This is a genomic window from Pseudomonas sp. YA1, from assembly GCF_058680555.1.
On the sequence record NZ_JBZWBG010000015.1, the window covers coordinates 134,591 to 160,526 of the forward strand.

Sequence of the window (25,936 nt, forward strand, 5' to 3'; positions counted from 1 at the left end):
GAGCCTTTGGACGGGTATTCTTGCTGTCACGGCACGAAAGTTCAGTGACTCACCGGCGGCAGCCCCATGCGCCGACAGGCTCGATGCATCGAAGCGTTGCGCACCGCCCAGCGCAGCAAGGGGACGCTGCGCCTGACGCTGCCGCGGATCAGGCGGCGTTGCAGCGGACTGAACGGGAGGTCGAGCATCGATCCGGCCCATTCCGGCAACAGCTCGGCGCCTGCGCGCAGCATCAGCGCGCCGAACGGCCTGGCCAGGGTGCTGGGCGCCGGCGCGTTGAAGAGAATCCGCACCACTTCGCGGGTGCGTTCGTCGCAACGCAGTCGCGGACGCATGGCCTCCAGGTAGGTGGCGATCTGCTGGCGGTCGCGTGGCACCGCACGGGCGCCGAGGCGTTCGGCGACCAGGGCGATTTCCGAGTAGTAACGGTCCTGCTCGCTGCCCGGCAGGTCGGGATTGAGATAGCGCAGGTAGGACTTGAGAAAGCTGCTGACCTCGGCGACATGCACCCAGGTCAGCAGGTCCGGGTCGCTGGCGGAGTAGGGCGTGCCGTCGGGCAACTGGCCGATGACGCTTTCGTGGATGCGCCGGACCCGCTCGATCAGTCGCTCGGCATCGGCCAGCGGGCCGTAGGTGGTGGCCGAGATGAACTGGCCGGTACGACGCAGGCGCCCGAGCAGGTCGTCGCGGAAATTGGAGTGGTCCCACACCCCCGCCAGGGCCAGCGGATGGAGCATCTGCAGGAGCAGCGCGCCGATGCCGCCGATCATCATGCTGCTGAAGTCGCCGTGGACCTTCCAGCAGGCGGCGTCGGGGCCGAACAGGCCCGGATCGCCTTTCGGCGATTCGAAGTCGACACCGCCGACGGCGAGCCCGGTAAGGCTCAGCACCTGGCTTTCGATATGGCGACGGACGCTTTCCATGGGGGGGCTCGCTACGACGGGGCAGGCACGAGCTTAACCCAGGCGCCGGAGCGACTGGAACCGTCCCGCGCCGCAGGGCGGCGGGACGGTTGCGCGGGTCAGCGGTTGAGGCGGTTGTCGATCAACCCCTGCACCACTCCCGGATCGGCCAGGGTCGAGGTATCGCCGAGACTGTCCAGCTCGTTGCAGGCGATCTTGCGCAGGATACGCCGCATGATCTTGCCGGAGCGGGTCTTCGGCAGGCTGGGCGCCCATTGCAGGTGATCCGGCTTGGCGAAGCTGCCGATCTCCTTGCCGACCAGGGCCAGCAATTCCTGTTGCAGCGCCTCGCTGGGCTGACTGCCGGCCATCAGGGTGACGAACGCGTAGATGGCCTGGCCCTTCACGTCATGCGGGCAGCCGACCACCGCCGCCTCGGCCACCGCATCGTGCAGGACCAGCGCGCTCTCGACCTCGGCGGTGCCGATCCGGTGTCCGGAGACATTGATCACGTCGTCGACCCGGCCGGTGATCCAGTAGTAGCCGTCCTCGTCGCGGCGCGCGCCGTCGCCGCTGAAGTAATACCCGGGGTAGGGCTTGAAGTAGGTGTCGATCATCCGCTGGTGGTCGCCGTAGACGCTGCGGATCTGACTCGGCCAACTGGCCTTGATCGCCAGTACGCCGCTGCCCGCGCCGTCGATTTCCTTGCCTTTCTCGTCGAGCAGCACGGGTTGCACGCCGAAGAACGGGCGGGTCGCCGAGCCTGGCTTTAGCGCAGTGGCGCCGGGCAACGGGGTGATCAGGATGCTGCCGGTCTCGGTCTGCCACCAGGTATCGACGATGGGGCAGCGCTTCTCGCCGACCACCTGGTAGTACCACTCCCAGGCTTCCGGGTTGATCGGCTCGCCCACCGAGCCGAGCAGGCGCAGGCTGCTGCGCGAGGTCTGGCGGACCGGGGCGTCGCCTTCACGCATCAGCGCGCGGATCGCGGTCGGCGCGGTGTAGAAGATATTCACCTGGTGCTTGTCGATCACCTGCCAGAAGCGCGAGGCGTCCGGGTAGTTGGGCACGCCCTCGAACATCAGGGTGGTGGCGCCGTTGGCCAGCGGGCCGTAGACGATATAGCTGTGTCCGGTGACCCAGCCGACGTCGGCGGTGCACCAGTAGACGTCGCCATCGTGGTAGTCGAACACGTACTTGTGGGTCATCGCCGCGCCGAGCAGGTAGCCCCCGGTGGTGTGCAATACGCCCTTCGGCTTGCCGGTGCTGCCGGAGGTATAGAGGATGAACAGCGGGTCCTCGGCGTCCATCGCTTCCGCCGGGCAGTCGGCTGAGGCCGCGTGGAGCGCCTCGTGGTACCAGATGTCGCGGCCTTCGACCCAGGGTATGTCGCCCTGGGTGCGCTCGACCACCACCACGGTGGAGACGTCCGGGCAGTCCTTCAGCGCCTTTTCCACATTCTGCTTCAGCGGGATGTACTTGCCGCCGCGCACGCCCTCGTCGGCGGTGATCACGGTGCGGCAGTCGGCATCGAGGATGCGGTCGCGCAGCGAGTCCGGCGAGAAGCCGCCGAACACCACCGAGTGCACCGCCCCGATGCGGGCGCAGGCGAGCATGGCGTAGGCGGCCTCGGGAATCATCGGCATGTAGATGCAGACCCGGTCGCCCTTTTCCACGCCGCGGCTCTTCAGCACGTTAGCCAGGCGGCAGACGTTGTGGTGCAGCTTGCGGTAGGTGATGTGCGCGGATTCGCTGGGGTTGTCGCCTTCCCAGACGATCGCGATCTGTTCGCCGCGGCGTTCCAGGTGGCGGTCGATGCAGTTGTAGGCGACGTTCAACTGGCCGCCCTTGAACCAGGTGGCCTGGCCTTTCCTCAGGTCGCCGTGGTGGACGCTGTGCCAGGGCTTGAACCAATCGAGGAAGGCCTTGGCCTGCTCGCCCCAGAACTCTTCGGGGTTCTCGACGGATTGGCGGTACAGGCGCTGGTAGTCGTCGTCGTTCAGGTAGGCACGCTGGCGGACGGCGTCCGGCACCGGGTGGACGCTGATCTCGAACATGGCGGTTTCCTTTGTTTTTCTGCTCCGCAAGGTGTCGAGAGACCGCACGCGGCCCCTCTTCAGGTTCGACCAAGGGTGGGCCAGGCGAGTGCCATGTTCAAGTGCCAAAGGCGCGAGCGGGGAAGGCGCCGGGGTCAATCGCCGGACGGAATGAAAAAGCCCGGCCTAGGGCCGGGCTTTGGGGAGAGGCGGATCAGCCGCGATGGCGGCCGCGGAAGAAGTCGATCAGGCCTTGGGTGGAGGCGTCCTCGGCCGGGGTTTCCTCGCTGCCGACCAGGCGCGAATAGACACCCTTGCCGAGTTCCTTGCCAAGCTCCACGCCCCATTGGTCGAAGGCGTTGATGCCCCAGAGGATGCTCTGTACGTAGACCTTGTGCTCGTACATGGCGATCAGCGCGCCGAGGCGGCGGGCGCTGATGCGCTCGACCACCAGGGTGTTGCTCGGTCGGTTGCCCGGGATCACCTTGTGCGGCGCCAGGCGCTGCACTTCGGCTTCCGGCAGGCCCTTGGCGCGCAGTTCGGCCTCGGCCTCCTCGCGGCTCTTGCCGAGCATCAGCGCCTGGCTCTGCGACAGGCAGTTGGCGTACAGCCACTGGTGATGGTCGGCCACCGGGTTGTAGCTGCTCACCGGGACGATGAAGTCCGCCGGGATCAACTGGGTGCCCTGGTGCAGCAACTGATGGTAGGCGTGCTGGCCGTTGCAGCCGACACCACCCCAGATCACCGGCCCGGTGCCGCTGGTGACCGGCGTGCCGTCCTGGCGCACGCTCTTGCCGTTGGATTCCATGTCCAGTTGCTGCAGGTGGTCGGTGATATTCCGCAGATAATAGTCGTAGGGCAGGATCGCGTGGCTGTTCGCGCCCCAGAAGTCGCCGTACCAGACGCCGAGCAGGCCGAGCAGCACCGGGATGTTGCGTTCGAACGGCGCGGTCTGGAAGTGCTGGTCCATGTTGTAGGCACCGGACAGCAGTTCCTTGAAGTTGGAGATGCCGATGGACATGGCGATCGGCAGGCCGATGGCCGACCACAGCGAGTAGCGGCCGCCGACCCAGTCCCACATGGGGAAGATGTTTTCCTCGCGGATGCCGAAGGCGATCGCGGCTTCCTTGTTGCTGGAGACGGCGATGAAATGGCGGTAAAGCTCTTCCTCGGTGCCGCCCTGGGCCAGGTACCAGGCGCGTGCGGCCTGGGCGTTCTTCAGGGTTTCCAGGGTCCCGAAGGACTTGGAGGAAACGATGAACAGGGTGGTCTCGGCGTTCAGGCGGCTGGCCAGTTCATGGAACTCGCTACCGTCGATGTTCGCCAGGTAGTGGCAGCGCACGCCTTTCTGGGCGAACGGCAGCAAGGCTTCGGATACCAGTTGCGGGCCGAGGAAGGAGCCGCCGATGCCGATGTTCACCACGTCGGTGATCGGCTTTTCGGTATAGCCGCGCCACAGGCCGTTGTGCACGTAGCCTACCAGTTCGGTCATCTGGTGCAGGACGCGGTGGACTTCCGGCATCACGTCGACGCCATCGACCAGCACCTTGTCGCCGATCGGTCGACGCAGCGCGGTATGCAGTACCGGCCGGCGCTCGGAGGCATTGATCGCCTCGCCGTCGAACATCGCCCGGATCGCGTCGCTCAGCCGTGCTTCCTCGGCCAGCTTCACCAGCAGGTCGATGGTGTCCTGGCGAATCAGGTTCTTCGAGAAGTCAAGGAACAGCCCACAGGCGCTGAAGGAAAACCGCTTGAAGCGCTCCGGATCGCCGATGAACGCCTGGCGCATCCTGAAGTCCTGCAGTTCCTGGCGATGGGCGGCCAGGGCGCGCCAACTGTCGAGTTGCGTGGCATCCAGCGGAGTGAGGTGGTGCTTCATGGCTGACCTTCTGGTTGGAATTCGATGGCGCACTTATTTGAACATGAAAAAGCCCGGATGAAACCGGGCTTTATCCAGAGGGGGCGAGGTCAGGCGACCTGTATCGGAATCGCCTCGCTGGTATGGCTGAGCTGGTTGCCCGGCGCCATGTACAGCATGCGCGGCTTGTGGCTGGCCAGTTCGGCTTCGCTGTAGTGTGCGTAGGCGCAGATGATCACGCGGTCGCCGACCTTGGCCTTGTGTGCCGCGGCGCCGTTCACCGAGATCATCTTCGAGCCGTTCTCGGCGCGGATCGCATAGGTGGTGAAGCGCTCGCCGTTGTCGACGTTGTAGATCTGGATCTGTTCGTACTCGCGGATTCCGGAGAGGTCCAGCCAATCGCCGTCGATGGCGCAGGAGCCTTCGTAGTCGAGGACGGCATGGGTGACTTCGGCGCGATGCAACTTGGCTTTGAGCATGATGGCGTGCATGGGGCGACTCCTATCGGGTCCGCGGGGGGCGGCAGAGTATGGCGAGTCCGTGGTGAGCGCTCAAGCCCCCGGGAACCGGGGGCTCGGCATGCGTCAATCGAGGTGGATTGAGAGGTTGTCGATCAGCCGCGTACTGCCCAGGTAGGCGGCGGCCAGGATAACCAGTTGGCGGTCGCCGGGTACCCCGGGGCGCAGGCTGATCGGCTCGCGGATTTCCAGGTAGTCGGGGCGCAGCCCGGCCTGTTCCAGGGCCTGGCGGGCGTCGGCGAGCAATGCCGGGAAGTCCTCGGCGCCGGCGCGGATGCGTTCGCCGAGCTGCCGCAGGGTGCGGTAGATCGCCGGGGCGGCGGCGCGCTGCTGCTCGTCGAGGTAACCGTTGCGCGAGGACAACGCCAGGCCATCGGCGGCGCGCACCGTCGGCTCGCCGAAGATCTGCACCGGCAGGTTGAGGTCGCGGACCAGCTTGCGGATCACCGCCAACTGCTGGAAATCCTTTTCGCCGAACAGCGCGAGGTCCGGCTGGACCATGTTCAGCAGCTTGCTGACCACGGTCGCCACGCCTTCGAAATGGCCGGGACGACTGGCGCCGCAAAGGCCTTCGGAGACGCCGGGAACATGGATGCGGGTCTGCCCGTCCATGCCGTCGGGGTACATTTCCTCGACGGTCGGGGTGAACAGCAGGTGGCAGCCGGCTTCGAGCAGGCGTTCCTGGTCGGCTGCGAGGGTCCGCGGGTATTTGTCGAGGTCTTCGCTGGGGCCGAATTGCAGCGGGTTGACGAAGATGCTGACGACCACGAAGTCGGCGCGTTCGCCGGCTTTCTTTACCAGCGCGGCATGGCCGGCGTGGAGGTTGCCCATGGTCGGCACGAAGCCGATGCGCTTGCCTTCGCTGCGGGCGCGCGCCACCGCGGCGCGCAGTTCACGGACGGTCTTGACGGTGTTCATGCGTTGAATCCGTGTTCGGCGGCGGGGAAGGACACGTCCTTGACGGCGCGGACATAGGCCGCGATGGCGGCCGGGATGCTCTCCTGGCCTTGCATGAAATCCTTGACGAACTTGGGCGAGCGGCCGGTCAGCGAGAGACCCAGCATGTCGTGCATGACCAGCACCTGGCCATCGGTCGCCGCACCGGCGCCAATCCCGATCACCGGGATCTTCACCGCCTGGGTGATCTCTTCGGCCAGCACGCTGGGCACGCACTCCAGCAGCAGCATGGCGGCGCCGGCCTGCTCCAGGGCGATGGCATCGGCGCGCAACTGGCGCGCCTGGGTTTCCTGGCGGCCCTGGACCTTGAAGCCGCCGAACAGGTTGACCGCCTGTGGGGTCAGGCCGAGATGCGCGCAGACCGGCACGCCCATCTGTGCCAGGCGGGCGATCGGCTCCGCCAGCCAGGCCCCACCCTCCAGCTTGACCATGTGTGCGCCGGCCTGCATCAGGCGGACCGCGTCGGCAAGGGTCTGGGCCACGGAATGGCTGGATTCGAAGGCCAGGTCGGTGACGATCAGGGAACCTTTGTTACCGCGTTTCACGCAGGCCGTGTGATAGGCCATTTCCTCGTTGCTGACCGGCAGGGTGCTGTCGTGACCCTGCAATACCATTCCGAGCGAATCTCCGACCAGAAGCACGTCCACGCCGGCCTGGCTGGCGGTGTGGGCGAAGGTGGCGTCGTAGCAGGTCAGCATGGCGATCTTCTCGCCGCTCTGCTTCAACCCTTGCAGGGTGGTCAGGGTTACATCAGGCATGGAAAGGCTCCTCGTTGGGCCGGTGATGAGCCGGCGCGGGGCAAACGGCCACTTATAGTCCGGATGGGGTGGCTCGAAGTCAATTGCAGGTGTTACCGCATTGTTACGGCGTTACTGCCACTGCCGAACGCCGCGCCGCCTGCGGTTGCGCGCGCAGTGTACGCCCATCCGCGACGTCCTTCGTCAGCTTTTCGGTAACAGTGTGAAGAGCCCGCCGCGAGGTATCCGCGCAGCGGCGGGCAGGCAGGGTCAGGCGCCCGGAAGGCGTTCGATGCCCTCGAACGGACAGGCCGCGAGCAGCTCCGGCAGGTGGCGGCCATCGGGCAGGCGCAGGTCGGGGGCGAGATCGGCGAGGGGATAGAGCACGAAAGCGCGCGCCTGCATGTGGTAGTGCGGCACCTTCAGGCGCGGTAGGTCGAGCAATTGTTCGCCGAACAGCAGGATGTCCAGGTCGAGCGTGCGCGGACCCCAGCGCAGGTCGCGGACGCGCCCCTGTTCCAGTTCGATGGCCTGCAGGGCGTCGAGCAGGTCGAGCGGCGCCAGGTTGGTGTCGAGGGCCGCCACGCCGTTGACGAAGCGCGGCTGGTCGGCGGGGCCGAGCGGGTCGCTGATGTAGAGCGGCGAGACGGCGACCAGGCGGGTCTCGGGAAGCCGCTCGAAGGCGTCGAGGGCAGCCTGGATCTGCTCGCGCGGTTCGGCCAGGTTGCTGCCCAGCGCCACGTAGACGCGCTGGATCATTCGCCGCTTCCGCCGCTGCCTTCCTTGCGCGGCCCGCGGCGCCGACGGCCGCTGTTGCCGCCGCGGCGACGCTTGCGCGGGGCGCTGCCGTCTTCCTGGCTGACCAGGTCGCGGATCATGTTGCGCCGCTCGCTGTCGCTGACTTCCTGGTAATCGGTCCACCATTGGCCAAGTCCTTCGGTTTCCTCGCCGGCGCTTTCGCGCAGCAGGAGGAAGTCGTAGCCGGCGCGGAAGCGCGGGTTTTCCAGGAGCAGGTCGGCGCGCTTGCCCTGGCGTCGCGGCAGACGTTCCTGCATATCCCAGATCTCGCGGATCGGCAGGGTGAAACGCTTGGGAATGGCGATCCGCTGGCACTGTTCGCTGATCAGTTCGTGGGCGGCTTCCTGCATCGCTGGGATGGCCGGCATGCCTTTCTCCTGCAACTGCGCGACGCGCGCCGGCAGGGCCGGCCAGAGCAGTGCGGCGAAGAGGAAGGCCGGGGTTACCGGCTTGCCCTGGCGAATGCGCGCATCGGTATTGGCCAGGGCCTGGCGGATCAGCTTGCCGGTGTAGTCGGGGTTGGCCTGCAGTGCCTTGGCGCTGGCCGGGAACAGCGGCGCGAACAGTTCGTACTCGACCAGCAGCTCGAAAGTGCGCTCGGCCCGGCCGGCGAGGAACAGCTTGAGCACCTCGTCGAACAGGCGCGCCGAAGGGATTTCCCGCAGCAGCGGGGCCAGCCGGCGAATCGGCGCGGCGCTGTGCTTTTCGATCTCGAAGTCGAGCTTGGCGGCGAAACGTACCGCCCGCAGCATCCGCACCGGGTCTTCCAGATAACGCTGCTCCGGATCGCCGATCAGGCGGATCAGGCGATTGCGGATGTCGTGAACGCCATTGGCGTAGTCCAGCAGCCGCTCGCTGGTGACGTCGAAGTACAGGGCATTGATGGTGAAGTCGCGGCGCTGGGCGTCGTCTTCCAGGCTGCCATAGACGTTGTCGCGCAGGATGCGGCCGCTTTCGTTGCTGGACGCGCGGCTATCGCCATCGTCCTGGCCTTCAGGATGATGGGCGCGGAAGGTGGCGACCTCGATGATCTCGCGGCCGAAGTGCACGTGTACCAGTTTGAAGCGGCGGCCGATGATCCGCGCGTTGCGGAATTCGGCGCGGACCTGCTCCGGCGTGGCGCTGGTGGCGACATCGAAGTCCTTGGGAGCGATGCCGAGCATCTGGTCGCGTACGCAGCCCCCGACCACGTAGGCCTGGTAGCCGGCCCGCTGGAGGATCTCGACGACCTTGACGGCGTTCCGGCTGAACTGGTCCCGGCGCAGGGAGTGCTGGTTGTTACCGATGACTTCCGGGGTTGTACGGACGGCGCGCGGACGGCGCAGGGGGGAACGAATGGTCTGGATCAGCTTTTTCAGCATGGATGTGTTATCGGGAGCACGATGTGGGTGATTGCACGCCTGCGTTGCTCAAACAGGACGGACGTCGGGTAATGCTGCGGCATTATCAGGACCTCTCGGGCGAGGCGTGTTCTGTACCCGTTGAATGTTTGGCCCCGCGACGCACAGGGCGTCCCGGGCGCCGGAACCGACTGCGCCATGCATCCTGACAGAAACGAACAGGGGCCGTACATCCTGTTCCCGCGAAGCGGGAGAGGGCCGGGAAGGCTGCGGTGAATCTGGCAAGGCATGCGGATGGCCGCATAGTCTGCGCGGATTCTAGCATTGGATGGGGAAATGGTGTAAGGCGAAGGAAAAACGGGGAAAACGGAGGGAGGGGTGAAGCTACTGGGGGAGCCGAAGCTCCCCCCCAAGTAGGTGCGTGCTTTGTTTTTATTATGATTTCGGGCTTGTTGTTTTTGTTTGTCGACCCGTCCCTTGAGCCAGTCGCTTCAGGGATATCTCCCAGGCTGGGAGTTCAATAGCAAACGGATTGCTTTGGTCGCTGATGCTGCCATGATCGTCGAGCGATCCAACCAGTCTGTGCGCTGCCTCGAGGCAGTTTTATTCTTCTTCCGACTGGCTGCGGGACGGGTCCCGACAGCAACTCCTCTCCAAAAGAATCAGTTAGCTGCGCCTCCGCGATTTTGTTTTTGTTGTGCTGGAGTCGTTACGTGTTGTTTTTATTGTCTTCGTCGTTGCTTGTTATTGTTGTTGTGCCAATACATAAGCAGATGCCGTGCCAGTTTTTCGAAACCCAGTAAAATCAAGGGGTTGAGGTTTTCGGTGGGTCGGCGAAGGGCACAAAAAAACCGGGTTCCCGTTACCGATGAACCCGGTTTCTGTTACGCGGTACGTCTGCGGTAACAGGTTGCAGGGTGTTACGAGTCGGCCGAGGCCCCTGATTTGCGTCGCGGAATGCCCAGGCGCTGGCGGCGTTCCCACAGGCATTTGCGGCTGATGCCCAGCTTGCGGGCCAGCTCGGTCTCGGTCATGTGGTCCTGGTGCTCGAGGACGAAGTGCTGGAAGTAGTCTTCCAGCGAAAGGTCCTCGGTGGGCTCGTGGTTGCTGGCCGCGGCGCCCGCCGGGCCGAGGCCGAGGTCGGCGGCGAAGTCGTCCTCGAGGTCGTCCAGCTCGATGTCGATACCCAGCAGGTCGGCGTGGATTTCCTGGCTCTCGCTGAGGATCACCGCCCGCTCGATGGCGTTTTCCAGCTCGCGCACGTTGCCCGGCCATGGGTAATGGCGGATCGCCTGTTCGGCGTCGTGGGCGAAGCTGAGCGGCGCGCGCCCCATCCGGGTGCACTGGCGAGCCAGAAAGGCGCGGGCGATCTCCATCACGTCGTTGCCACGCTCGCGCAGGGCGGGCAGCTTCAGCGAGATCACATGCAGGCGGTAATAGAGGTCTTCGCGGAATTGCCCGGTCTTGGCCAGGGTCTTCAGGTCGCGGTGGGTGGCGGCGATCAGGCGCACGTCGACCTTCTGCGATTGCACCGAGCCGACCCGGCGGATCTCGCCTTCCTGCAATACGCGCAGCAGGCGGGCCTGGGCCTCCAGCGGCAGTTCGCCGATCTCGTCGAGGAACAGGGTGCCGCCGTCAGCTGCTTCGACCAGCCCGGCGCGCCCGGCGCTGGCACCGGTGAAGGCGCCTTTTTCATGGCCGAACAGCTCGGATTCGATCAGGGTTTCCGGAATCGCCGCACAGTTCACCGAGATCAGCGGCGCCTTGGCGCGCTTCGACAGGTTGTGCAGGGCGCGGGCGACCAGTTCCTTGCCGGTGCCGGACTCGCCTTGGATCAGTACCGTGGAGTCGGTCGGCGCGACCTTGCGAATCTTGCTGTACAGCTCTTGCATCGGCGCACAGGAGCCGATGATGCCTATCTCGCCGTCGGCTGCCGCCGGGCTGGCGCCGCGTTCGCCGCCGGCCTTGCCGCCGTTGGCGGAGACCGGGGCCGCGCTGCGGTTCTCCTGGCGGTCCTTGAGGATGCGCGCCACGGCCTGGAGCATTTCGTCGTGGTCGAAAGGCTTGGCGATGTAGTCCACCGCGCCCATCTTCATCGAATCCACCGCCGAACGCAGGCTGGCGTAGCTGGTCATGATCAGCACCGGAATACCTTCGGCGAGCTTGATCAGTTCGGTGCCGGGGGCGCCCGGCAGGCGCAGGTCGCTGACCACCATGTCGAAGGAGGGGATGGTGTAGCGCTCCTGGGCTTCCTGCACCGAGCCGGCTTCGCTGACCTGGTACTGGTTGCGCTCCAGCAGGCGTCGCAATGCAGATCGGATAATGGTTTCGTCTTCGACGATCAGAATATGTGCCATGTATTCAGCTCTCTCGACGTGCTCGTCTACAGCTCGGCCGTCGGGCCAGGGTGCCGCGGCAGGGTCACGCGGAAGCGGGTGCCGCCTTCTCGCTGGTGATCCGTCGGGCTCTCGATGGTTATCTGTCCATAATGCTCTTCCACGATCGAATAGACCAGTGCGAGGCCGAGCCCGGTCCCCTTGCCGGGGTCCTTGGTGGTGAAGAACGGTTCGAACAACTGGTCCATGATCGCCTTCGGAATGCCGCTGCCCTCGTCCTCGACGACCAGGTCCACGGTATGTTCCGAGGCTTCGCTGCGGACCCGGATCGCGCCGCCCGGCGGGCTGGCGTCGCGAGCATTGGAGAGCAGGTTGATCAGCACCTGGGCCAGGCGCTGCGAGTCGCCCTCGACCCAGTGCGCCGGATCGCAGAGGTTGAAGAACTCTACTTCGACGCTACGCCGGTTCAGCGACAGCAGTCCGATGGCTTCCTGGGCGACTTCGCTCAGGCACACCGGTTCCAGGGCCTGTAGGTGGCTGCCGGAGTGGGCGAAGCTCATCAACGACTGGACGATGCGCGATACGCGCTTGGTCTGGTCAAGGATCTGCTCGCTGATCTCGGTCAGCTCGCCGTCGCCTTCGCGTTCCTCGCGCAGGTTCTGCGCCAGGCAGGCGATGCCGGTGATCGGATTGCCGATCTCGTGGGCTACCCCGGCGGCAAGGCGGCCGATGGAAGCCAGGCGCTCGGAGTGGACCAGCTTGTCTTCCAGCAGTTGGGTTTCGGTGAGGTCTTCCACCAGTAGCACCAGGCCGCTGTTACCCGGCGCCAGGGGTTCCTCGATGGCCGCCTTGTGCAGGTTCAGCCAGCGGGTGTGGCCGTCGTAGACCAGGCGCTGTTTGTGCAGGTGCTCGTCGGGGGCGTCGATGAAGCGTTCCAGCAGGCCCTTCCAGGGTTCGGGCAAGGCCGACAGGCGCGAACCGACGACCTTCTGCGCGCCGACCCCGGTGAGTTCCTCGATGGCGCGGTTCCACATCAGCACTTCCTGGTCCTTGGCCAGGGAGCAGACGCCCATCGGCAGGTCTTGCAGGGTCTGCCGGTGGTAGCGGCGCAGGGTGTCGAGTTCGGCAGCCAGGCCAGTCAGCCGGGAGTGATAGTCCTCCAGGCGGCTCTCGATGAAGTGGATGTCCTCGGTGACATAGCTTTCTTCGCTGGTCTTGTAGGGAAGGAAGGTCTCCACGATGTCCTGGGCGACACTGGGACCCATCAGCCCGGAAAGGTTCGCCTCGATACGGTCGCGCAAGCGACGCAGGGCATAGGGGCGACGTTCGTCGAAGGGCAGGTGGAGATCGCGCAGGGCCTGCTCGACCTCCTTCTGCGCGGTCTTGGCGCCCAGCGGCTTGGCCAGCTGGCTGGCGAACTCCTGCGGCGAGCCGGCGAACAGTTCGCGGCGTTGCGGACGGCGTACGTTGTCCACCGCGCAGGCCTCGGCAGCACCTTTTTCCTCGTCGCTGGCCTCGGTGAACAGCGAGACCAGGGTGAACACCAGCACGTTGGCCGCCAGCGAGGACAGCGCCGCCAGGTGCCAGTTGGAGTCGTCCAGCACGTAGATCACGTCGAACAGCGGCAGGTACAGGCCCTGTACGTTCCCCATCAGGGGCAGCAGCATGGTGATCGCCCAGACCAGCATGCCGGCGATCAGCCCGGAGATGAAGCCGCGGCGGTTGGCGGTCGGCCAGTACAGCACCGAGAGGGCGCCGGGAAGGAATTGCAGGGTGGCGACGAAGGACACTATGCCCAGGTTGGAGAGGTCCTGTTCGGCGCCCAGCAGCAGGTAGAAGGCGTAGCTGGCCATGATGATGGCGACGATCAGCAGGCGCCGGGTCCATTTCAGCCAGCGGTAGATGTTGCCCTGCGCCGGCGGCTGGTAGAGCGGCAGCACCAGGTGGTTGAGGACCATTCCCGAGAGCGCCAGGGTCATCACGATGGTCAGCCCGCTGGCGGCGGAGATGCCGCCGATGAAGGCGGCCAGGGCCAGGGCCGGGCTGTCCACCGCCAGGCCGAGGCCGATGGTGTAGTACTCCGGTGTGGTCGAGGCGCCGAGGCGCAGCCCGGCCCAGAGGATCGGCGGTACCGCAAGGCTCATCAGCAGCAGGAACAGCGGCAGGCCCCAGCTGGCGGAAATCAGCGCGCGCGGGTTGAGGTTCTCGGTGAAGATCATGTGGAACATGTGCGGCATCACGATGGCCGCGGCGAAGAACACCAGCAGCAGCGTTCGCCATGGACCCTCGGCCAGCGGCGTGTGCAGGGTGGTCAGCGCGGTCTGGTTCTGCAGCAGCCAGACTTCCAGGCCTTCCGGCCCGCCGAAGACGCCGTACAGGGCGTAGAGGCCGATACTGCCGAGCATCACCAGCTTGACCAGCGACTCGAAGGCGATGGCGAACACCAGTCCCTCGTGGCGTTCGCGGGTGGCGATGTGGCGAGCGCCGAAGAGGATCGCGAACAGGGTGATCAGGGTGCAGAAGACGAATGCGACCCGCTCCTGGGCCGGGTCGCGGGTGAGAATGCTGATCGAGTCGGTGACCGCCTGGATCTGCAGGGCCAGCATCGGCAGCACGCCGATCAGCATGAACAGCGTGGTCAGGGCGCCGGCCCAGGTACTGCGGAAACGGAAGGCGAAGAGGTCGGCCAGCGAGGACAGCTGGTAGGCGCGTGTCACCCGCAGGATCGGATAGAGCAGCACCGGGGCGAGCAGGAAGGCCCCGGAAATCCCCAGGTAGATGGCGAGGAACCCGTAGCCGTACTGGTAGGCCAGGCCTACCGTGCCGTAGAACGCCCAGGCACTGGCGTAGACGCCCAGCGACAGGGTGTAGACCAGCGGGTGGCGTACCAGCCGGCGCGGCACGTAGCCGCGCTCGGTGATCCAGGCGATGCCGAAGAGGGTGGAGAGGTAGGCGACGCTGATCAGGATCAGCTGGGTCAGGCTAAAGCTCGTCAGCATCGCGCTGGCTCTGCAGGATGAAAGTGACCACGATGAGGATCAGCCACAGCAGGTACGGGCGGTACCAGGCGCCGTTGGGGTCGATCCACCAGTCCATGATGGCGGGGGAAAAGAGATAGATGCCCACGACCAGGAGCAGGACCAGTCGGTAGATGTACATGCCGCTTCCCTCATGCTTGGGCCGGCAGGCTACAGGCTGCGGGTGGGTGCCGGCAAGCCGCCGGGCGGGCTACAGGCGTTCCTCGGGAAGGGTAGCGCAGCGCGGGATGCGCGTGGCGTCCCAGTGCGCCACGCCCCAGGCCAGCGCCTCGCTGGCGCTGGCCTGGGCCAGTTCGGCCGGCGGCCGCTGGCCGAGCGCGCGCAGGGCGCGGGTCAGCGGCGCGGCGGCCTGCTCGGCGGGCAGTGGTGGGGAGCGGTAGGACTTGCCGAGCTTGTGCCCGTCCGGCTGGACGATCAGCGGCACGTGCAGGTAGCGCGGCTGGCTCAGCCCCAGCAGTTCCTGGAGGTAAAGCTGGCGCGGGGTCGAGTCGAGCAGGTCGGCGCCGCGGACGATGTCGGTGATGCCCTGCCAGGCGTCGTCCAGCACCACCGCCAGTTGGTAGGCGTAGAAGCCATCGCGGCGCTGGATGACGAAATCGCCGACCTCGCGGCCGAGATGCTGGCGGACTTCGCCCTGCACGCGGTCGACGAAGCGATATTCCAGCTCCGGCACGCGCAGGCGGATCGCCGCGTCCTCGCGGGCGTGCCCGGCGTCGCGGCAGAAGCCCGGGTAGATCCCGGCGAATCCCTCAAGCTGTTTGCGCGAGCAAGTGCAGGCGTAGGCCAGGCCGCTGCGCAGCAGTTGCTCGACCACTGCGGCGTAGGCCGGGAAGCGTTCGCTCTGCCGCTCCACCGCGCCGTCCCATTCGAAGCCGTAGCGCTCCAGGGTTTCCAGGATCGCCTGCTGGGCGCCCGGGACTTCGCGGGGCGGGTCGAGGTCTTCCATGCGCACCAGCCAGCGGCCGCCGACGGCACGCGCGTCCAGGTAGGAGGCGACGGCCGCCACCAGGGAACCGAAGTGCAGGTAGCCGCTGGGCGTCGGGGCGAAGCGGCCTACATAGGAAGAGCTCATGGCGCGGGCGGTGCGGCGGGGAACGGCGGAAACGAAACGGGGCGCCTTGGCGCCCCGTCGGTCCGGCTCAGGAGCCGAGTTGCTTCTCGCGGATTTCCGCGAGGGTCTTGCAGTCGATGCAGAGGGTCGCGGTGGGGCGCGCCTCCAGGCGACGGATGCCGATCTCGACGCCGCAGGAGTCGCACCAGCCGTACTCTTCGTCTTCGATCAGTTGCAGGGTCTCGTCGATCTTCTTGATCAGCTTGCGCTCGCGGTCGCGGGCGCGCAGTTCCAGGCTGAATTCTTCTTCCTGGCTGGCGCGGTCGGCCGGATCGGGGAAGTTGGCCGCTTCGTCCTGCATGTGATGCACGGTACGGTCGACCTCTTCCATCAGCTCCTGTTTCCATTTGTTCAGGATCGCGGTGAAGTGCGCGCGCATGCGCTCGCTCATGTACTCCTCGCCCTTGGTTTCCTGATAGGGTTCGAAGCCGCGGGTCATCTGCTGGCTGCTCTGTTGTTTTGCTTTGGTGGACATGAATGGCCGCCTCTCACTTTCGCTAATCCTGTCCGCGGCAGGGTTCCCTCGCCGGCTCTCCGGCCCCGCGGTCGCAAGCGGGCGAACTTACCAGAACGATAACCTTGGCGCTACTCCCGGTTGTCGAGGCTGGTGTCGCCCGCGTAATGGCTTGGTTAGAATCGGTTTTTCCTCGCAAAGTTCGGAATATCCATGGCTACCTCCTATAGCGCGCGCAGTCGGGCCATCGAGCCTTTCCATGTCATGGCCCTGCTGGCGCGGGCCAACGAGTTGCAGGCCGCCGGCCACGATGTGATCCACCTGGAGATCGGCGAGCCGGACTTCACCACGGCCGAGCCGATCGTCGAGGCCGGGCGCGCCGCACTGGCCGCCGGGCATACCCGCTACACCGCCGCCCGCGGCCTGCCGGCGCTGCGCGAGGCGATCGCGAAATTCTACGGCGAACGCTACGGGGTCGACCTCGACCCGCAGCGCGTGCTGGTCACTCCGGGCGGCTCCGGCGCCCTGCTGCTGGCCAGCAGCTTGCTGGTCGACCCCGGCCGCCACTGGTTGCTCGCCGACCCGGGCTACCCGTGCAACAGGCATTTCCTGCGCCTGGTGGAAGGCGCCGCGCAACTGGTGCCGGTGGGGCCGGACAGCCGTTACCAACTGACGCCGGATCTCATCGAGCGGCACTGGGATTCAGACAGTGTAGGCGCTCTGGTGGCGACGCCGGCGAATCCGACCGGGACCCTGCTCGATCGCGACGAACTGGCCGGCCTGTCGGGCGCCTTGAAGGCCCGCGGCGGGCACCTGGTGGTGGACGAGATCTATCACGGCCTGACCTATGGCGTGGACGCCGCCTCGGTGCTGGAAGTCGACGACGACGCTTTCGTCCTGAATAGTTTTTCCAAGTATTTCGGCATGACCGGCTGGCGCCTGGGCTGGCTGGTGGCGCCGGCAGCGGCGGTGCCTGAGCTGGAGAAGCTGGCGCAGAACCTCTACATCAGCGCGCCGAGCATGGCCCAGCAGGCCGCGCTGGCCTGTTTCGAGCCGACCACCATCGCCATTCTCGAAGAGCGTCGCGAAGAGTTCGCCCGCCGTCGCGACTTCCTCCTGCCGGCCCTGCGCGAGCTGGGTTTCGGAATCGCCGTGGAGCCGGAAGGCGCCTTCTATCTCTACGCCGATATCAGCGCGTTCGGCGGCGATGCCTACGCCTTCTGCAAGCACTTCATCGAGACCGAGCACGTGGCCTTCACCCCGGGGCTGGATTTCGGCCGCCACCAGGCCGGCCACCACGTGCGTTTCGCCTATACCCAGAACCTGCCGCGCCTGCAGGAAGCGGTGGAGCGGATCGCCCGCGGCCTGAAGAACTGGCGACCCTGATGCGTTTCGAGCAGCCACTGGAAGAAGGCCGCCTGCTGCGTCGCTACAAGCGTTTCCTCGCCGATATCGAGAGCGCCGGCGGCGAGCGCCTGACCATCCACTGTCCGAATACCGGTTCGATGCTCAATTGCATGAGCGAAGGTTGCCGGGTCTGGTTCAGCCGCTCCAACGACCCCAAGCGCAAGCTGCCGGGGACCTGGGAGCTGAGCGAGACCCCGCAGGGCCGCCTGGCCTGCGTCAACACGGCGCGGGCCAATCGCCTGGTAGAGGAGGCGCTGCTGGCCGGGGACATCGCGGAGCTTGCCGGTTTCACCGCTCTGCGCCGGGAAGTGGCCTACGGCGTGGAGAACAGTCGCGCCGACTTTCGCCTGGAATACCCCACGGGCGCACTGTTCATCGAGGTGAAGAGCGTCACCCTGGGCTTCGACGAAACCGCCGTGGCGGCCTTTCCCGACGCGGTGACGCTGCGCGGCGCCAAGCACCTGCGCGAACTGGCGGCGCTGGCGCGGGAGGGGATCCGCGCGGTGCAGCTGTACTGCGTGAACCTTTCCGGGGTCGAGGCGGTGCGCCCCGCCGACGAGATCGATCCAGCCTATGGCAAGGCGTTGCGCGAGGCGGCGCAAGCGGGCGTCGAGGTGCTGGCCTATGGCGCCGAGGTGACGACGGAAGGATTGCACCTGGCGCGGCGCCTCCCGGTGCGACTCTGAGGCATGGCCGCGCCGTGGGGCGCGGCCACTCGCTCAGCGGCGTTCGAGCAGGACGCCGCTTTCCATGTGGTGGGTGTAGGGGAACTGGTCGAACAGCGCGCAGCGGCTGATCCGGTGCGTGTCGTGCAGTTGGGCGATGTTCTGCGCCAGGGTTTCCGGGTTGCACGAAATGTACAGGATGCGCTCGAAGCGCCGGGTCAGCTCGCAGGTGTCCGGATCCATGCCGGCTCGTGGCGGATCGACGAAGACACTGCCGAAGGCGTAGCTCTTCAGGTCGATGTCGGCCAGGCGGCGGAACGGGCGAACCTCGTTCAGCGCCTGGGTCAGCTCTTCGGCCGACAGGCGCACCAGGCTGACGTTGTCCACCGCGTTGTCGGCCAGGTTGGCCAGCGCCGCATTGACCGAGGACTTGCTGATCTCGGTGGCCAGCACCTTGCGTACCCGGGTGGCCAGGGGCAGGGTGAAGTTGCCGTTGCCGCAGTACAGTTCGAGCAGGTCGTCGTCGCGCTGGCCGAGCGCCTCGTAGGCCCAGCCGAGCATCTTCTGGTTGACCTCGCCGTTGGGCTGGGTGAAAGCCCCCTCGGGCTGGCGGTAGCGGAAGCGCCGGCCGGCGACCGACAGTTCCTCCTCCACATAGTCGCGTCCGACGACGATACGCTTGCCGCGCGAACGCCCGACCAGGTTCACGCCCAGTTCCGCCGCGAGCTTTTCCGCTGCCTGTCGCCAGGCGTCGTCGATCGGCCGGTGGTAGCAGAGGGTGATCAGCGCGTCGCCGGCCAGGGTGGTGAGAAACTCCACCTGGAACAGCTTGAAGCCCAGCGCCGGGTCGGCCCAGGCCGCCTTCAGGCGCGGCATCAGTTCGTTGATGCGGCGGCTGGCGATGGGGAAATCCTCGATCAGGATCGGCGTGTGCTTGTCGCCCTGCTCGAACATCGCGTAGTGACGCTTCTCGTTGCCGGTTTCCCGCCACAGACGAAATTCGGCGCGCAGCCGGTAATGCTCGCGCGGCGACTCGAAGATCTCGGGCGCGGGTGCCGCGAACGGGGCCAGCAAACCGGCGAGGCGGGACTTCTTGTCTTCCAGTTGCGCGGCGTAGGTGCTGGGGTCGAACTGTGGACGGCTCATGCGTTGAAGAAGCCCAGCTTGATCACGAACAGGACGGAGAGGATCACCAGCGCCGGGTTCAGTTCGCGCCAGCGCCCGGACAGCACCTTGATCGCGGTCCAGGAAATGAAGCCGAAGGCGATGCCGGTGGCGATCGAATAGGTGAACGGCATGGCCAGCGCGGTGACGACCACCGGCGCGGCGACGGTGATGTCTTCCCAGTCGATCTCTGCCAGGCCCGAGGCCATCAGTACGGCGACGAAGAGCAGCGCCGGGGCGGTGGCGAAGGCCGGTACGCTGCCGGCCAGCGGGGCGAAGAACAGCGCGAGGAGGAACAGGATGGCGACGACGATGGCGGTCAGGCCGGTGCGGCCGCCGGCGCTGACGCCCGCGGCGGACTCGATGTAGCTGGTGGTGGTCGAGGTGCCCAGCAGCGAGCCGCCCATGGCGGCGGTACTGTCGGCGATCAGCGCGCGGCCCATCTTCGGCATGTGGCCGTCCTTGCCCATCAGTCCGGCGCGCTTGGCGACGCCGATCAGGGTGCCGGAGTTGTCGAACAGGTCGACGAAGAGGAAGGCGAAGATCACGCTGACCAGGCCGATGTCCAGCGCGCCCTTGATGTCCAGTTGGAGGAAGGTCGGCGCCAGCGACGGCGGCATCGAGACCACGCCGCCGAACTGGGTCACGCCGAGCAGGATGGCAATGGCGGTGACCACCAGGATACCGATCAGCACCGCGCCGGTGACGCTACGCGCCTCTAGGGCGACGATCAGGATGAAGCCGAGGGTGGCGAGGATCGGTGCCGGCTTGGTCAGGTCGCCCATGCCGATCAGGGTTGCCGGGTTGTCCACCACGATGCCGGCGTTCTGCAGGGCGATCAGTGCGAGGAACAGGCCGATGCCGGCGGCGATCGCCGAGCGCAGCGGCAGGGGGATGCTGTTGATGATCCATTCGCGGATGCGAAAGATCGACAGCAGGAAGAACATGGTGGCGGAAATGAACACTGCGCCCAGCGCGACCTGCCAGCTGTGGCCCATGTGCAGCACCACGGTGTAGGTGAAGAAGGCGTTGAGGCCCATGCCGGGGGCCAGGGCGATCGGGTAGTTGGCGATCAGGCCCATGATGGTCGAGCCGATGGCCGCTGCCAGGCAGGTGGCGACGAACACCGCGCCCTTGTCCATGCCGGTCTCGCCGAGGATGCTCGGGTTGACGAAGAGGATGTAGGCCATGGTCAGGAAGGTGGTGATCCCCGCCAGGATCTCGGTGCGCACCGTGGTGTTGTGCGCCTTTAGTTGAAACAGCTTTTCCAGCATGTTGGATTCCCCTGAATGTGCTCTGCAACGATCCCCATGGCGCCAGCAGAAGTGGCCGGCCGTGGAGCCGGCCGCCGACCAGGGAAAACCGAATTTCCGCGTGGCGGGCGTTGCATCGCTGTCTCGTCGGCGCGGTACCGCGAACGATCCCGGCAGACGGCTGAGTCCCGAAAATGCGCGAGCCGCATGAAACGACCCACGCACGCCAGGGGCCTCGCGGCGGCCTGCGTGGGGTTCATACGGCTCGAAAAGGCGCGCATCATACCAGTTCGCGGGAGAGGGGTGAATTTCCGCCAGTCTAGTCGATCGTCGCCTCGCGGAAGGCCCTGCTCGCCCGCCCGGCGCGGGCGGCGTTAACATAGGCGTTGGCGTCCGGACGGACGCTCCGCCCAGGTTTTCTGCAGTACCTCATCATGAAACGCTCGAAACTCGCACTCCTTCCGCTGGGCCTGGCGCTGCTGCTGGCCGCCTGCGCCAGCGATCCGCTGCCGATCCCGCAGCACAGCTTCGGGGTCTATGCCACCGCCAGCACGCCTTCCGCGGCGTTCCGCACCCTGGCCGACCCGCAGGGCAAGGCCATGCTGGTAGCGCTGAAGCCCAGCCTGACCCAGGCTGACGTACTCCGCGCCGAGGTCCTGTACGACCAGAACGGTCGACCCGGCGTCGAAGTCACCTTCACCGAACCGGCCGCCCGCCGCCTGGCCGCGCTGACCGGCGAGGCCCGGGGGCGCACTCTCGCGGTACTGGTGGACGGGCGCCTGCGCCTGGCGCCGCGGGTGCGCGAGCCGATCCGCAACGGCAAGGTCTATCTCGACGGGTTGGCTTCGGCCTACGAGGCCAGGGAACTGGCCGATCAGTTGAATGCGCTGGGAAGCCAGCCGGGGCGCTAAGCGCCCGGCTGGCGGCGAGGCTCAGAGCGTCTGGGCCTTGAAGGTATCGCAACTGGCCGGCGAGCCGCTCTCGAAGCCGGTCTTGAACCAGCGCATGCGTTGCGCCGAGGAGCCATGGGTGAAGGAGTCCGGCACCACCATGCCGCGGCCCTGGCGTTGCAGGCGATCGTCGCCGATGGCGTTGGCGGCGTTCAGGGCTTCCTCGATGTCGCCCGGCTCCAGCCAGTTCAGCCGCTGCTGTGCACGGTTGGCCCAGACCCCGGCGAAGCAGTCCGCCTGCAGTTCCTGGCGTACCGACAGGCCGTTGGCGCCCTCCATGCGCGCGCCGCGCTGGCGGGCTGCGTTGATCTTGGCCGAGATGCCCATCAGGTTCTGCACGTGGTGGCCGACCTCGTGGGCGATCACATAGGCCTGGGCGAAGTCGCCGGCGGCGGAGAAGCGCTGTTCCATCTCGCGGAAGAACTCCAGGTCGAGGTAGACCCGGCGGTCGGCCGGACAGTAGAACGGCCCGGTGGCCGACGAGGCGAAGCCGCAGGCGGAATTCACCCCATTGCTGAACAGCACCAGCTTGGGCTGTTGGTATTGTGCCTGGCCGCTGGCGAAGATCTGTTCCCAGGTGTCCTCGGTGTCGCCGAGGATCGAGCGGACGAACTCGCTCTGCTCGTCGTTGGCCGCCGGGGCCCGACCGCCGGCCTGCTGCTGGGTGGCCGGCGCCGGGCTGTCCATCTGGCCGAGCAGCGACCCGAGAATCTGCATCGGGTCCTGGCCCATCAGCAGGCCGACCACCACCACGATGGCCACCCCACCCAGGCTGAGGCCCTTGCCGCCGATGCGCATGCCGCCACCGCCGCCTGCGCCTCCTTCGCCCCGGGCATCAATCACGTTGTCACTGCGTCGTCCTTTGCGCCAGAGCATGGCGGTTCTCCTGTACGTTTCGCTTCTTCAGTGTTGTCGTCGTCCGCCGCCAGCGCCACCCCGACCGTCAGGCCGAGGTCAGCAGCTCGGCGCGGGCGAGCAGTTGGACGTGGCCGCCGACCCTGACGCTACCGTCTGTCGCGACCTGGACGTCGAGCCGGCTCGGCCGGTCGAGGAAGCGTCCCTGGTGCAGGACGAAGGGTTCGCCGCGCGCGGCAAGCCCGTATTCCACCAGGTAGGCGGCGACCGGACCGGCAGCGCTGCCGGTAGCCACGTCTTCCACCAGCCCCAGGTTGTCCCAGGTGCGGCCCTCGCGCCCGTCGACGTCGAGCAGATAGACAAACGCCGCGCCGAGTTTATCCAGGGCTTCTTGCAAATCGTTGACCTGACGGGCTCGACCCAGCGCCTCGGCGGTCACCGGCAGGAGCAGGTAGGGCAGGCCGGTGCTCACCACCCGCGGCGGATGCCCGGACAGGTCGTTGGCCGATAGCGAGAAGGCTTCGGCGAACCAGCGGCAGGTCCCGGCGTCCGGGGTGGCGCCGAATTCGGCGCGGCCCTGGTCCATCTCGGCGTAGAAACCGCTGCCCGCCCGCACGCTGCGCAGGGCCACCGATTTGCTGGCCAGGTGCAGCGTCCAGTGCTGTTCGTTGTCGCCGCCGCGCAGGTGATGGAGCAGGGCGGCGGCGCCGAGCAGCGGGTGGCCGGCGAACGGCAGTTCTTCCTCCAGGGTGAAGATCCGTGCGCGGAAGGCCCGTGGGTCGTTGCCCGGCAGCAGGAAGATCGACTCGAACTGGCGCAGTTCGCAGGTCCAGGCCTGCATGGCGGCGTCATCGAGGGCGCTGGCGTCGTCGAACACGGCCAGGCCGTTGCCGGTGAGCGGACGCTCGGCGAACACATCGAGTTGCCAGTAGCGTCGGGACATGGGCCTTTTCCTGTGAAATGGAATGAAAAACGCGAGGGGGGACTCGACAAGCAGCCTATCGGCCTTTATGTTCGCCGACAAGAAAGCGCCTGGCTGGTGCTTTCCAGGCCGCCGCAGCGGCCGGCGTCGCTCGGACGGTTCCGGGCGCTTACGTTACTCCGAGGACAGCATGGCTGAATCACGCCCTGCGCGCCGTTTCGCGCGCATCGACCGCCTTCCCCCCTACGTTTTCAATATCACCGCCGAACTGAAGATGGCCGCTCGTCGCCGTGGCGAGGACATCATCGACCTGAGCATGGGCAATCCCGACGGGCCGACCCCGCCGCATATCGTCGAGAAGCTCTGCACCGTCGCCCAGCGCGAAGACACCCATGGCTACTCCACCTCGCGCGGCATCCCGCGCCTGCGCCGGGCCATCTCGCACTGGTACCGCGACCGCTACGACGTGCAGATCGACCCGGAAAGCGAAGCCATCGTCACCATCGGCTCCAAGGAAGGCCTCGCGCACCTGATGCTGGCGACCCTCGACCATGGCGACACCATCCTCGTGCCCAACCCGAGCTATCCGATCCACATCTACGGTGCGGTGATCGCCGGCGCCCAGGTGCGCTCGGTGCCGCTGGTGCCGGGCATCGATTTCTTCAACGAGCTGGAACGGGCGATCCGCGAATCGATTCCCAAGCCACGCATGATGATTCTCGGCTTCCCCTCCAACCCGACCGCGCAGTGCGTCGAGCTGGACTTCTTCGAGCGCGTGGTGGCGCTGGCCAAGCAGTACGACGTGATGGTCGTGCACGACCTGGCCTATGCCGACATCGTCTACGACGGCTGGAAAGCGCCGTCGATCATGCAGGTGCCGGGCGCCAAGGACATCGCCGTGGAGTTCTTCACCCTGTCGAAGAGCTACAACATGGCCGGCTGGCGGATCGGCTTCATGGTCGGCAATCCCGAGCTGGTCTCGGCCCTGGCGCGGATCAAGAGCTACCACGACTACGGCACCTTCACGCCCCTGCAGGTGGCGGCCATCGCCGCTCTGGAAGGCGACCAGCAGTGCGTCCGCGATATCGCCCGGCAGTACCAGCAGCGCCGCGACGTCCTGGTGAAGGGGCTGCGCGAGGCCGGCTGGATGGTGGAGAACCCGAAGGCCTCGATGTACGTCTGGGCGAAGATCCCCGAGCCCTATGCGCACCTGGGCTCGCTGGAGTTCGCCAAGAAGCTGTTGCAGGACGCCAAGGTCTCGGTGTCGCCGGGGATCGGCTTCGGCGACTACGGCGACGATCATGTGCGTTTCGCCCTGATCGAGAACCGCGACCGCCTGCGCCAGGCGGTGCGCGGGATCAAGTCGATGTTCCGCGCCGACGGGCTGCTGTCGCCGCAGAGGAAGGTCGATAGCCTGGCGGAGTGATCCTCACGCCCTGCTACAAGGAAAAACGCCGTTTCCCCTGGGGGAAACGGCGTTTTCGTTAGCGTCCCGGGTACTCCGCCAGTACCGAGGCCTGGCCGCTCCTGGTCAGGCCGACGACCTGGTAGGCGTCCTGGCGGCCGCCCATTTCCATGCCCGGCGAGCCGACCGGCATGCCCGGTACGGCGGCGCCGACCAGGTCGGCGCGTTCGCGCAGCTTGAGGATGTCGGCTGCCGGCACGTGGCCTTCGACGAACTTGCCGTCGATCACTCCGGTATGACAGGAGCCCATGCTGTAGGGCACGCCGAGGCGGCTCTTGACTGCGCTCATGTCTGCTTCCACATGGTCGGTGACCTTGAAACCGTTGGCTTCGAGGTGCTTGATCCAGTCCTTGCAGCAGCCGCAGTTGGCGTCGCGGTGGACGTCGATGGCCAGCGGTTCGGCGGCCTGGACCAGGGAACCGTGGAGCAGGGTGGCGGCCAGGACGGCCAGGGGAGCGAAGCGGCGCATGGGATTCTCCTTGCTGCGAGCGAATGCCGGGAGCATACCGCTGGCACCCGCTGCCACCCAGCCGGTGAGCTGTATCCACTTGTGACGAAGCGATGCGCTGCCCGCCGCGCCGGGTTGCCGTTGGGCAGGGACGGATTGTCGCAGCGAACTCGTCGGCGCAGTTTGGGTCTGCTGTCCTTAGGGTTGCCGGGGCGTTCGCCGCCGGTGTCGAACTGACCGCTGGGGGCAACAGGCCCGAGGAGAAAGGGGATGCTCTTCGCCCGTTTGGTTTTGCTGGTTCAGGCGCTGGTATGGGGCGCGCTGGGAGTGCTGTACTGGGTGCGTCCCTACGAGATGGCCAATCTCAGTGGCATGCTGCTGATGGAGCCTTCGGCGGTCAGCGATGCGCGGGTGTTCTATGGCGGCCATCAGTTCGCCCTGGCGTTGTTCCTGCTGTTCGCCCTGCGCCGGGCTTCGCTGGTGCAGCCGGCGTTGATCCTGGTAGTGCTGCTGCAATCGATCCTGACTCTGTCGCGGCTATTGATTGCCTGGATCGAGGGCGGGATGGAGGCCGACGGCAACCTGTTCGGCCTGCTGTTCCGCGGCGCAATGGCTGCCCTGGGGATCGCCGCCCTGTGGTGGCTGCAACGGCGGCCGCCCCGGCTGTCGACGCCCGGCGAGAGCACCGAGCGCCGCGAGGACGACTTCGACGGCCTGTGACA

General features: G+C 66.5%; 23 protein-coding genes. 5 read left to right on the forward strand and 18 right to left on the reverse strand.

Annotated features, from left to right (window positions below):
- Window positions 1-41: 41 nt before the first annotated feature.
- The 13 genes from AC4OR5_RS21695 to dksA form a co-directional block, all read right to left on the reverse strand.
- Complete coding sequence (locus AC4OR5_RS21695) at window positions 42-923, reverse strand: oxygenase MpaB family protein (RefSeq protein ID WP_009314245.1); 882 nt, start codon at window positions 921-923, stop codon at window positions 42-44.
- 98 nt (window positions 924-1,021) lie between these two features.
- Window positions 1,022-2,959, reverse strand: a complete 1,938-nt coding sequence (gene acs / locus AC4OR5_RS21700) for an acetate--CoA ligase (RefSeq protein ID WP_003161366.1) — start codon at window positions 2,957-2,959, stop codon at window positions 1,022-1,024.
- Between the two features lie 193 nt (window positions 2,960-3,152).
- Window positions 3,153-4,817, reverse strand: coding sequence for a glucose-6-phosphate isomerase (pgi, locus tag AC4OR5_RS21705; RefSeq protein WP_058160325.1), 1,665 nt, complete (start codon window positions 4,815-4,817; stop codon window positions 3,153-3,155).
- An 89-nt stretch (window positions 4,818-4,906) separates the two neighbouring features.
- Entirely contained in the window at window positions 4,907-5,287 is a 381-nt protein-coding gene (gene panD / locus AC4OR5_RS21710; protein ID WP_003095150.1) for an aspartate 1-decarboxylase, read from the reverse strand.
- A 93-nt stretch (window positions 5,288-5,380) separates the two neighbouring features.
- The gene (gene panC / locus AC4OR5_RS21715) at window positions 5,381-6,232 is read right to left on the reverse strand and encodes a pantoate--beta-alanine ligase (RefSeq protein WP_015503696.1); all 852 of its coding nucleotides are present in this window, start codon (window positions 6,230-6,232) and stop codon (window positions 5,381-5,383) included.
- Window positions 6,229-7,029 (reverse strand): 3-methyl-2-oxobutanoate hydroxymethyltransferase, encoded by an 801-nt coding sequence (gene panB / locus AC4OR5_RS21720; RefSeq protein WP_003095147.1) that lies wholly within the window; start codon window positions 7,027-7,029, stop codon window positions 6,229-6,231. Before panB ends, panC begins: the two co-directional genes overlap by 4 nt.
- A gap of 249 nt (window positions 7,030-7,278) precedes the next feature.
- Window positions 7,279-7,767 (reverse strand): 2-amino-4-hydroxy-6-hydroxymethyldihydropteridine diphosphokinase, encoded by a 489-nt coding sequence (folK, locus tag AC4OR5_RS21725; protein WP_003095144.1) that lies wholly within the window; start codon window positions 7,765-7,767, stop codon window positions 7,279-7,281.
- On the reverse strand, window positions 7,764-9,167 hold the full coding sequence (locus AC4OR5_RS21730) for a polynucleotide adenylyltransferase PcnB (RefSeq protein ID WP_003095142.1): 1,404 nt from the start codon (window positions 9,165-9,167) through the stop codon (window positions 7,764-7,766). Before AC4OR5_RS21730 ends, folK begins: the two co-directional genes overlap by 4 nt.
- Before the next feature lie 899 nt (window positions 9,168-10,066).
- Entirely contained in the window at window positions 10,067-11,503 is a 1,437-nt protein-coding gene (gene cbrB, locus AC4OR5_RS21735) for a two-component system response regulator CbrB (RefSeq protein ID WP_003095138.1), read from the reverse strand.
- A gap of 26 nt (window positions 11,504-11,529) precedes the next feature.
- Window positions 11,530-14,481, reverse strand: a complete 2,952-nt coding sequence (gene cbrA, locus AC4OR5_RS21740) for a two-component system sensor histidine kinase CbrA (RefSeq protein ID WP_003095132.1) — start codon at window positions 14,479-14,481, stop codon at window positions 11,530-11,532.
- Complete coding sequence (locus AC4OR5_RS21745) at window positions 14,465-14,641, reverse strand: hypothetical protein (RefSeq protein WP_003095129.1); 177 nt, start codon at window positions 14,639-14,641, stop codon at window positions 14,465-14,467. Before AC4OR5_RS21745 ends, cbrA begins: the two co-directional genes overlap by 17 nt.
- 69 nt (window positions 14,642-14,710) lie before the next feature.
- Window positions 14,711-15,592: a tRNA glutamyl-Q(34) synthetase GluQRS gene (gene gluQRS / locus AC4OR5_RS21750; protein ID WP_003100186.1), complete on the reverse strand. Its 882-nt coding sequence runs from the start codon at window positions 15,590-15,592 to the stop codon at window positions 14,711-14,713.
- A 67-nt stretch (window positions 15,593-15,659) separates the two neighbouring features.
- The gene (dksA, locus tag AC4OR5_RS21755; protein ID WP_003095122.1) at window positions 15,660-16,106 is read right to left on the reverse strand and encodes an RNA polymerase-binding protein DksA; all 447 of its coding nucleotides are present in this window, start codon (window positions 16,104-16,106) and stop codon (window positions 15,660-15,662) included.
- A 192-nt stretch (window positions 16,107-16,298) separates the two neighbouring features.
- Here dksA and AC4OR5_RS21760 point away from each other — a divergent pair, with 192 nt between their 5' ends.
- Both AC4OR5_RS21760 and sfsA read left to right on the forward strand, forming a co-directional pair.
- Window positions 16,299-17,471: a pyridoxal phosphate-dependent aminotransferase gene (locus AC4OR5_RS21760; protein ID WP_003095120.1), complete on the forward strand. Its 1,173-nt coding sequence runs from the start codon at window positions 16,299-16,301 to the stop codon at window positions 17,469-17,471.
- Complete coding sequence (sfsA, locus tag AC4OR5_RS21765; protein WP_003100180.1) at window positions 17,471-18,178, forward strand: DNA/RNA nuclease SfsA; 708 nt, start codon at window positions 17,471-17,473, stop codon at window positions 18,176-18,178. The genes AC4OR5_RS21760 and sfsA overlap by 1 nt, the downstream gene beginning before the upstream one ends.
- A 33-nt stretch (window positions 18,179-18,211) precedes the next feature.
- Here the strand turns inward: sfsA and trmA are convergent, their stop codons facing one another.
- Together trmA and AC4OR5_RS21775 are read right to left on the reverse strand one after the other, a co-directional pair.
- Window positions 18,212-19,303, reverse strand: coding sequence for a tRNA (uridine(54)-C5)-methyltransferase TrmA (gene trmA, locus AC4OR5_RS21770; protein ID WP_058160324.1), 1,092 nt, complete (start codon window positions 19,301-19,303; stop codon window positions 18,212-18,214).
- Complete coding sequence (locus tag AC4OR5_RS21775; protein WP_003095114.1) at window positions 19,300-20,595, reverse strand: NCS2 family permease; 1,296 nt, start codon at window positions 20,593-20,595, stop codon at window positions 19,300-19,302. The genes trmA and AC4OR5_RS21775 overlap by 4 nt, the downstream gene beginning before the upstream one ends.
- A 413-nt stretch (window positions 20,596-21,008) precedes the next feature.
- Between AC4OR5_RS21775 and AC4OR5_RS21780 the strand changes: the two genes are divergently transcribed.
- Complete coding sequence (locus AC4OR5_RS21780; protein WP_003111176.1) at window positions 21,009-21,485, forward strand: SecDF P1 head subdomain-containing protein; 477 nt, start codon at window positions 21,009-21,011, stop codon at window positions 21,483-21,485.
- Window positions 21,486-21,506: 21 nt separating this feature from the next.
- Here the strand turns inward: AC4OR5_RS21780 and ypfJ are convergent, their stop codons facing one another.
- The gene (gene ypfJ, locus AC4OR5_RS21785; protein ID WP_003095112.1) at window positions 21,507-22,400 is read right to left on the reverse strand and encodes a KPN_02809 family neutral zinc metallopeptidase; all 894 of its coding nucleotides are present in this window, start codon (window positions 22,398-22,400) and stop codon (window positions 21,507-21,509) included.
- Window positions 22,401-22,467: 67 nt separating this feature from the next.
- The gene (locus AC4OR5_RS21790; protein WP_058160323.1) at window positions 22,468-23,322 is read right to left on the reverse strand and encodes a PhzF family phenazine biosynthesis protein; all 855 of its coding nucleotides are present in this window, start codon (window positions 23,320-23,322) and stop codon (window positions 22,468-22,470) included.
- A 169-nt stretch (window positions 23,323-23,491) separates the two neighbouring features.
- Here AC4OR5_RS21790 and alaC point away from each other — a divergent pair, with 169 nt between their 5' ends.
- The gene (gene alaC / locus AC4OR5_RS21795; protein ID WP_004365361.1) at window positions 23,492-24,727 is read left to right on the forward strand and encodes an alanine transaminase; all 1,236 of its coding nucleotides are present in this window, start codon (window positions 23,492-23,494) and stop codon (window positions 24,725-24,727) included.
- Between the two features lie 58 nt (window positions 24,728-24,785).
- On the opposite strand, the gene AC4OR5_RS21800 is transcribed toward alaC, so the two are convergent.
- Window positions 24,786-25,235 carry a DUF411 domain-containing protein gene (locus AC4OR5_RS21800; protein WP_058160322.1) on the reverse strand — a complete coding sequence of 150 codons (450 nt, stop codon included), beginning with the start codon at window positions 25,233-25,235 and terminating at the stop codon, window positions 24,786-24,788.
- 249 nt (window positions 25,236-25,484) lie between these two features.
- Between AC4OR5_RS21800 and AC4OR5_RS21805 the strand changes: the two genes are divergently transcribed.
- Window positions 25,485-25,934 carry a DUF4345 family protein gene (locus AC4OR5_RS21805; RefSeq protein ID WP_004352646.1) on the forward strand — a complete coding sequence of 150 codons (450 nt, stop codon included), beginning with the start codon at window positions 25,485-25,487 and terminating at the stop codon, window positions 25,932-25,934.
- The last annotated feature ends 2 nt before the right edge of the window (window positions 25,935-25,936 follow it).

Coding starts and splice junctions, on each gene's coding strand:
- AC4OR5_RS21695 (WP_009314245.1), bottom strand. CDS start 923: ATGGAAAGCGTCCGTCGCCATATCGAAAGCCAGGTGCTGAGCCTTACC.
- acs (WP_003161366.1), bottom strand. CDS start 2,959: ATGTTCGAGATCAGCGTCCACCCGGTGCCGGACGCCGTCCGCCAGCGT.
- pgi (WP_058160325.1), bottom strand. CDS start 4,817: ATGAAGCACCACCTCACTCCGCTGGATGCCACGCAACTCGACAGTTGG.
- panD (WP_003095150.1), bottom strand. CDS start 5,287: ATGCACGCCATCATGCTCAAAGCCAAGTTGCATCGCGCCGAAGTCACC.
- panC (WP_015503696.1), bottom strand. CDS start 6,232: ATGAACACCGTCAAGACCGTCCGTGAACTGCGCGCCGCGGTGGCGCGC.
- panB (WP_003095147.1), bottom strand. CDS start 7,029: ATGCCTGATGTAACCCTGACCACCCTGCAAGGGTTGAAGCAGAGCGGC.
- folK (WP_003095144.1), bottom strand. CDS start 7,767: ATGATCCAGCGCGTCTACGTGGCGCTGGGCAGCAACCTGGCCGAACCG.
- AC4OR5_RS21730 (WP_003095142.1), bottom strand. CDS start 9,167: ATGCTGAAAAAGCTGATCCAGACCATTCGTTCCCCCCTGCGCCGTCCG.
- cbrB (WP_003095138.1), bottom strand. CDS start 11,503: ATGGCACATATTCTGATCGTCGAAGACGAAACCATTATCCGATCTGCA.
- cbrA (WP_003095132.1), bottom strand. CDS start 14,481: ATGCTGACGAGCTTTAGCCTGACCCAGCTGATCCTGATCAGCGTCGCC.
- AC4OR5_RS21745 (WP_003095129.1), bottom strand. CDS start 14,641: ATGTACATCTACCGACTGGTCCTGCTCCTGGTCGTGGGCATCTATCTC.
- gluQRS (WP_003100186.1), bottom strand. CDS start 15,592: ATGAGCTCTTCCTATGTAGGCCGCTTCGCCCCGACGCCCAGCGGCTAC.
- dksA (WP_003095122.1), bottom strand. CDS start 16,106: ATGTCCACCAAAGCAAAACAACAGAGCAGCCAGCAGATGACCCGCGGC.
- AC4OR5_RS21760 (WP_003095120.1), top strand. CDS start 16,299: ATGGCTACCTCCTATAGCGCGCGCAGTCGGGCCATCGAGCCTTTCCAT.
- sfsA (WP_003100180.1), top strand. CDS start 17,471: ATGCGTTTCGAGCAGCCACTGGAAGAAGGCCGCCTGCTGCGTCGCTAC.
- trmA (WP_058160324.1), bottom strand. CDS start 19,303: ATGAGCCGTCCACAGTTCGACCCCAGCACCTACGCCGCGCAACTGGAA.
- AC4OR5_RS21775 (WP_003095114.1), bottom strand. CDS start 20,595: ATGCTGGAAAAGCTGTTTCAACTAAAGGCGCACAACACCACGGTGCGC.
- AC4OR5_RS21780 (WP_003111176.1), top strand. CDS start 21,009: ATGAAACGCTCGAAACTCGCACTCCTTCCGCTGGGCCTGGCGCTGCTG.
- ypfJ (WP_003095112.1), bottom strand. CDS start 22,400: ATGCTCTGGCGCAAAGGACGACGCAGTGACAACGTGATTGATGCCCGG.
- AC4OR5_RS21790 (WP_058160323.1), bottom strand. CDS start 23,322: ATGTCCCGACGCTACTGGCAACTCGATGTGTTCGCCGAGCGTCCGCTC.
- alaC (WP_004365361.1), top strand. CDS start 23,492: ATGGCTGAATCACGCCCTGCGCGCCGTTTCGCGCGCATCGACCGCCTT.
- AC4OR5_RS21800 (WP_058160322.1), bottom strand. CDS start 25,235: ATGCGCCGCTTCGCTCCCCTGGCCGTCCTGGCCGCCACCCTGCTCCAC.
- AC4OR5_RS21805 (WP_004352646.1), top strand. CDS start 25,485: ATGCTCTTCGCCCGTTTGGTTTTGCTGGTTCAGGCGCTGGTATGGGGC.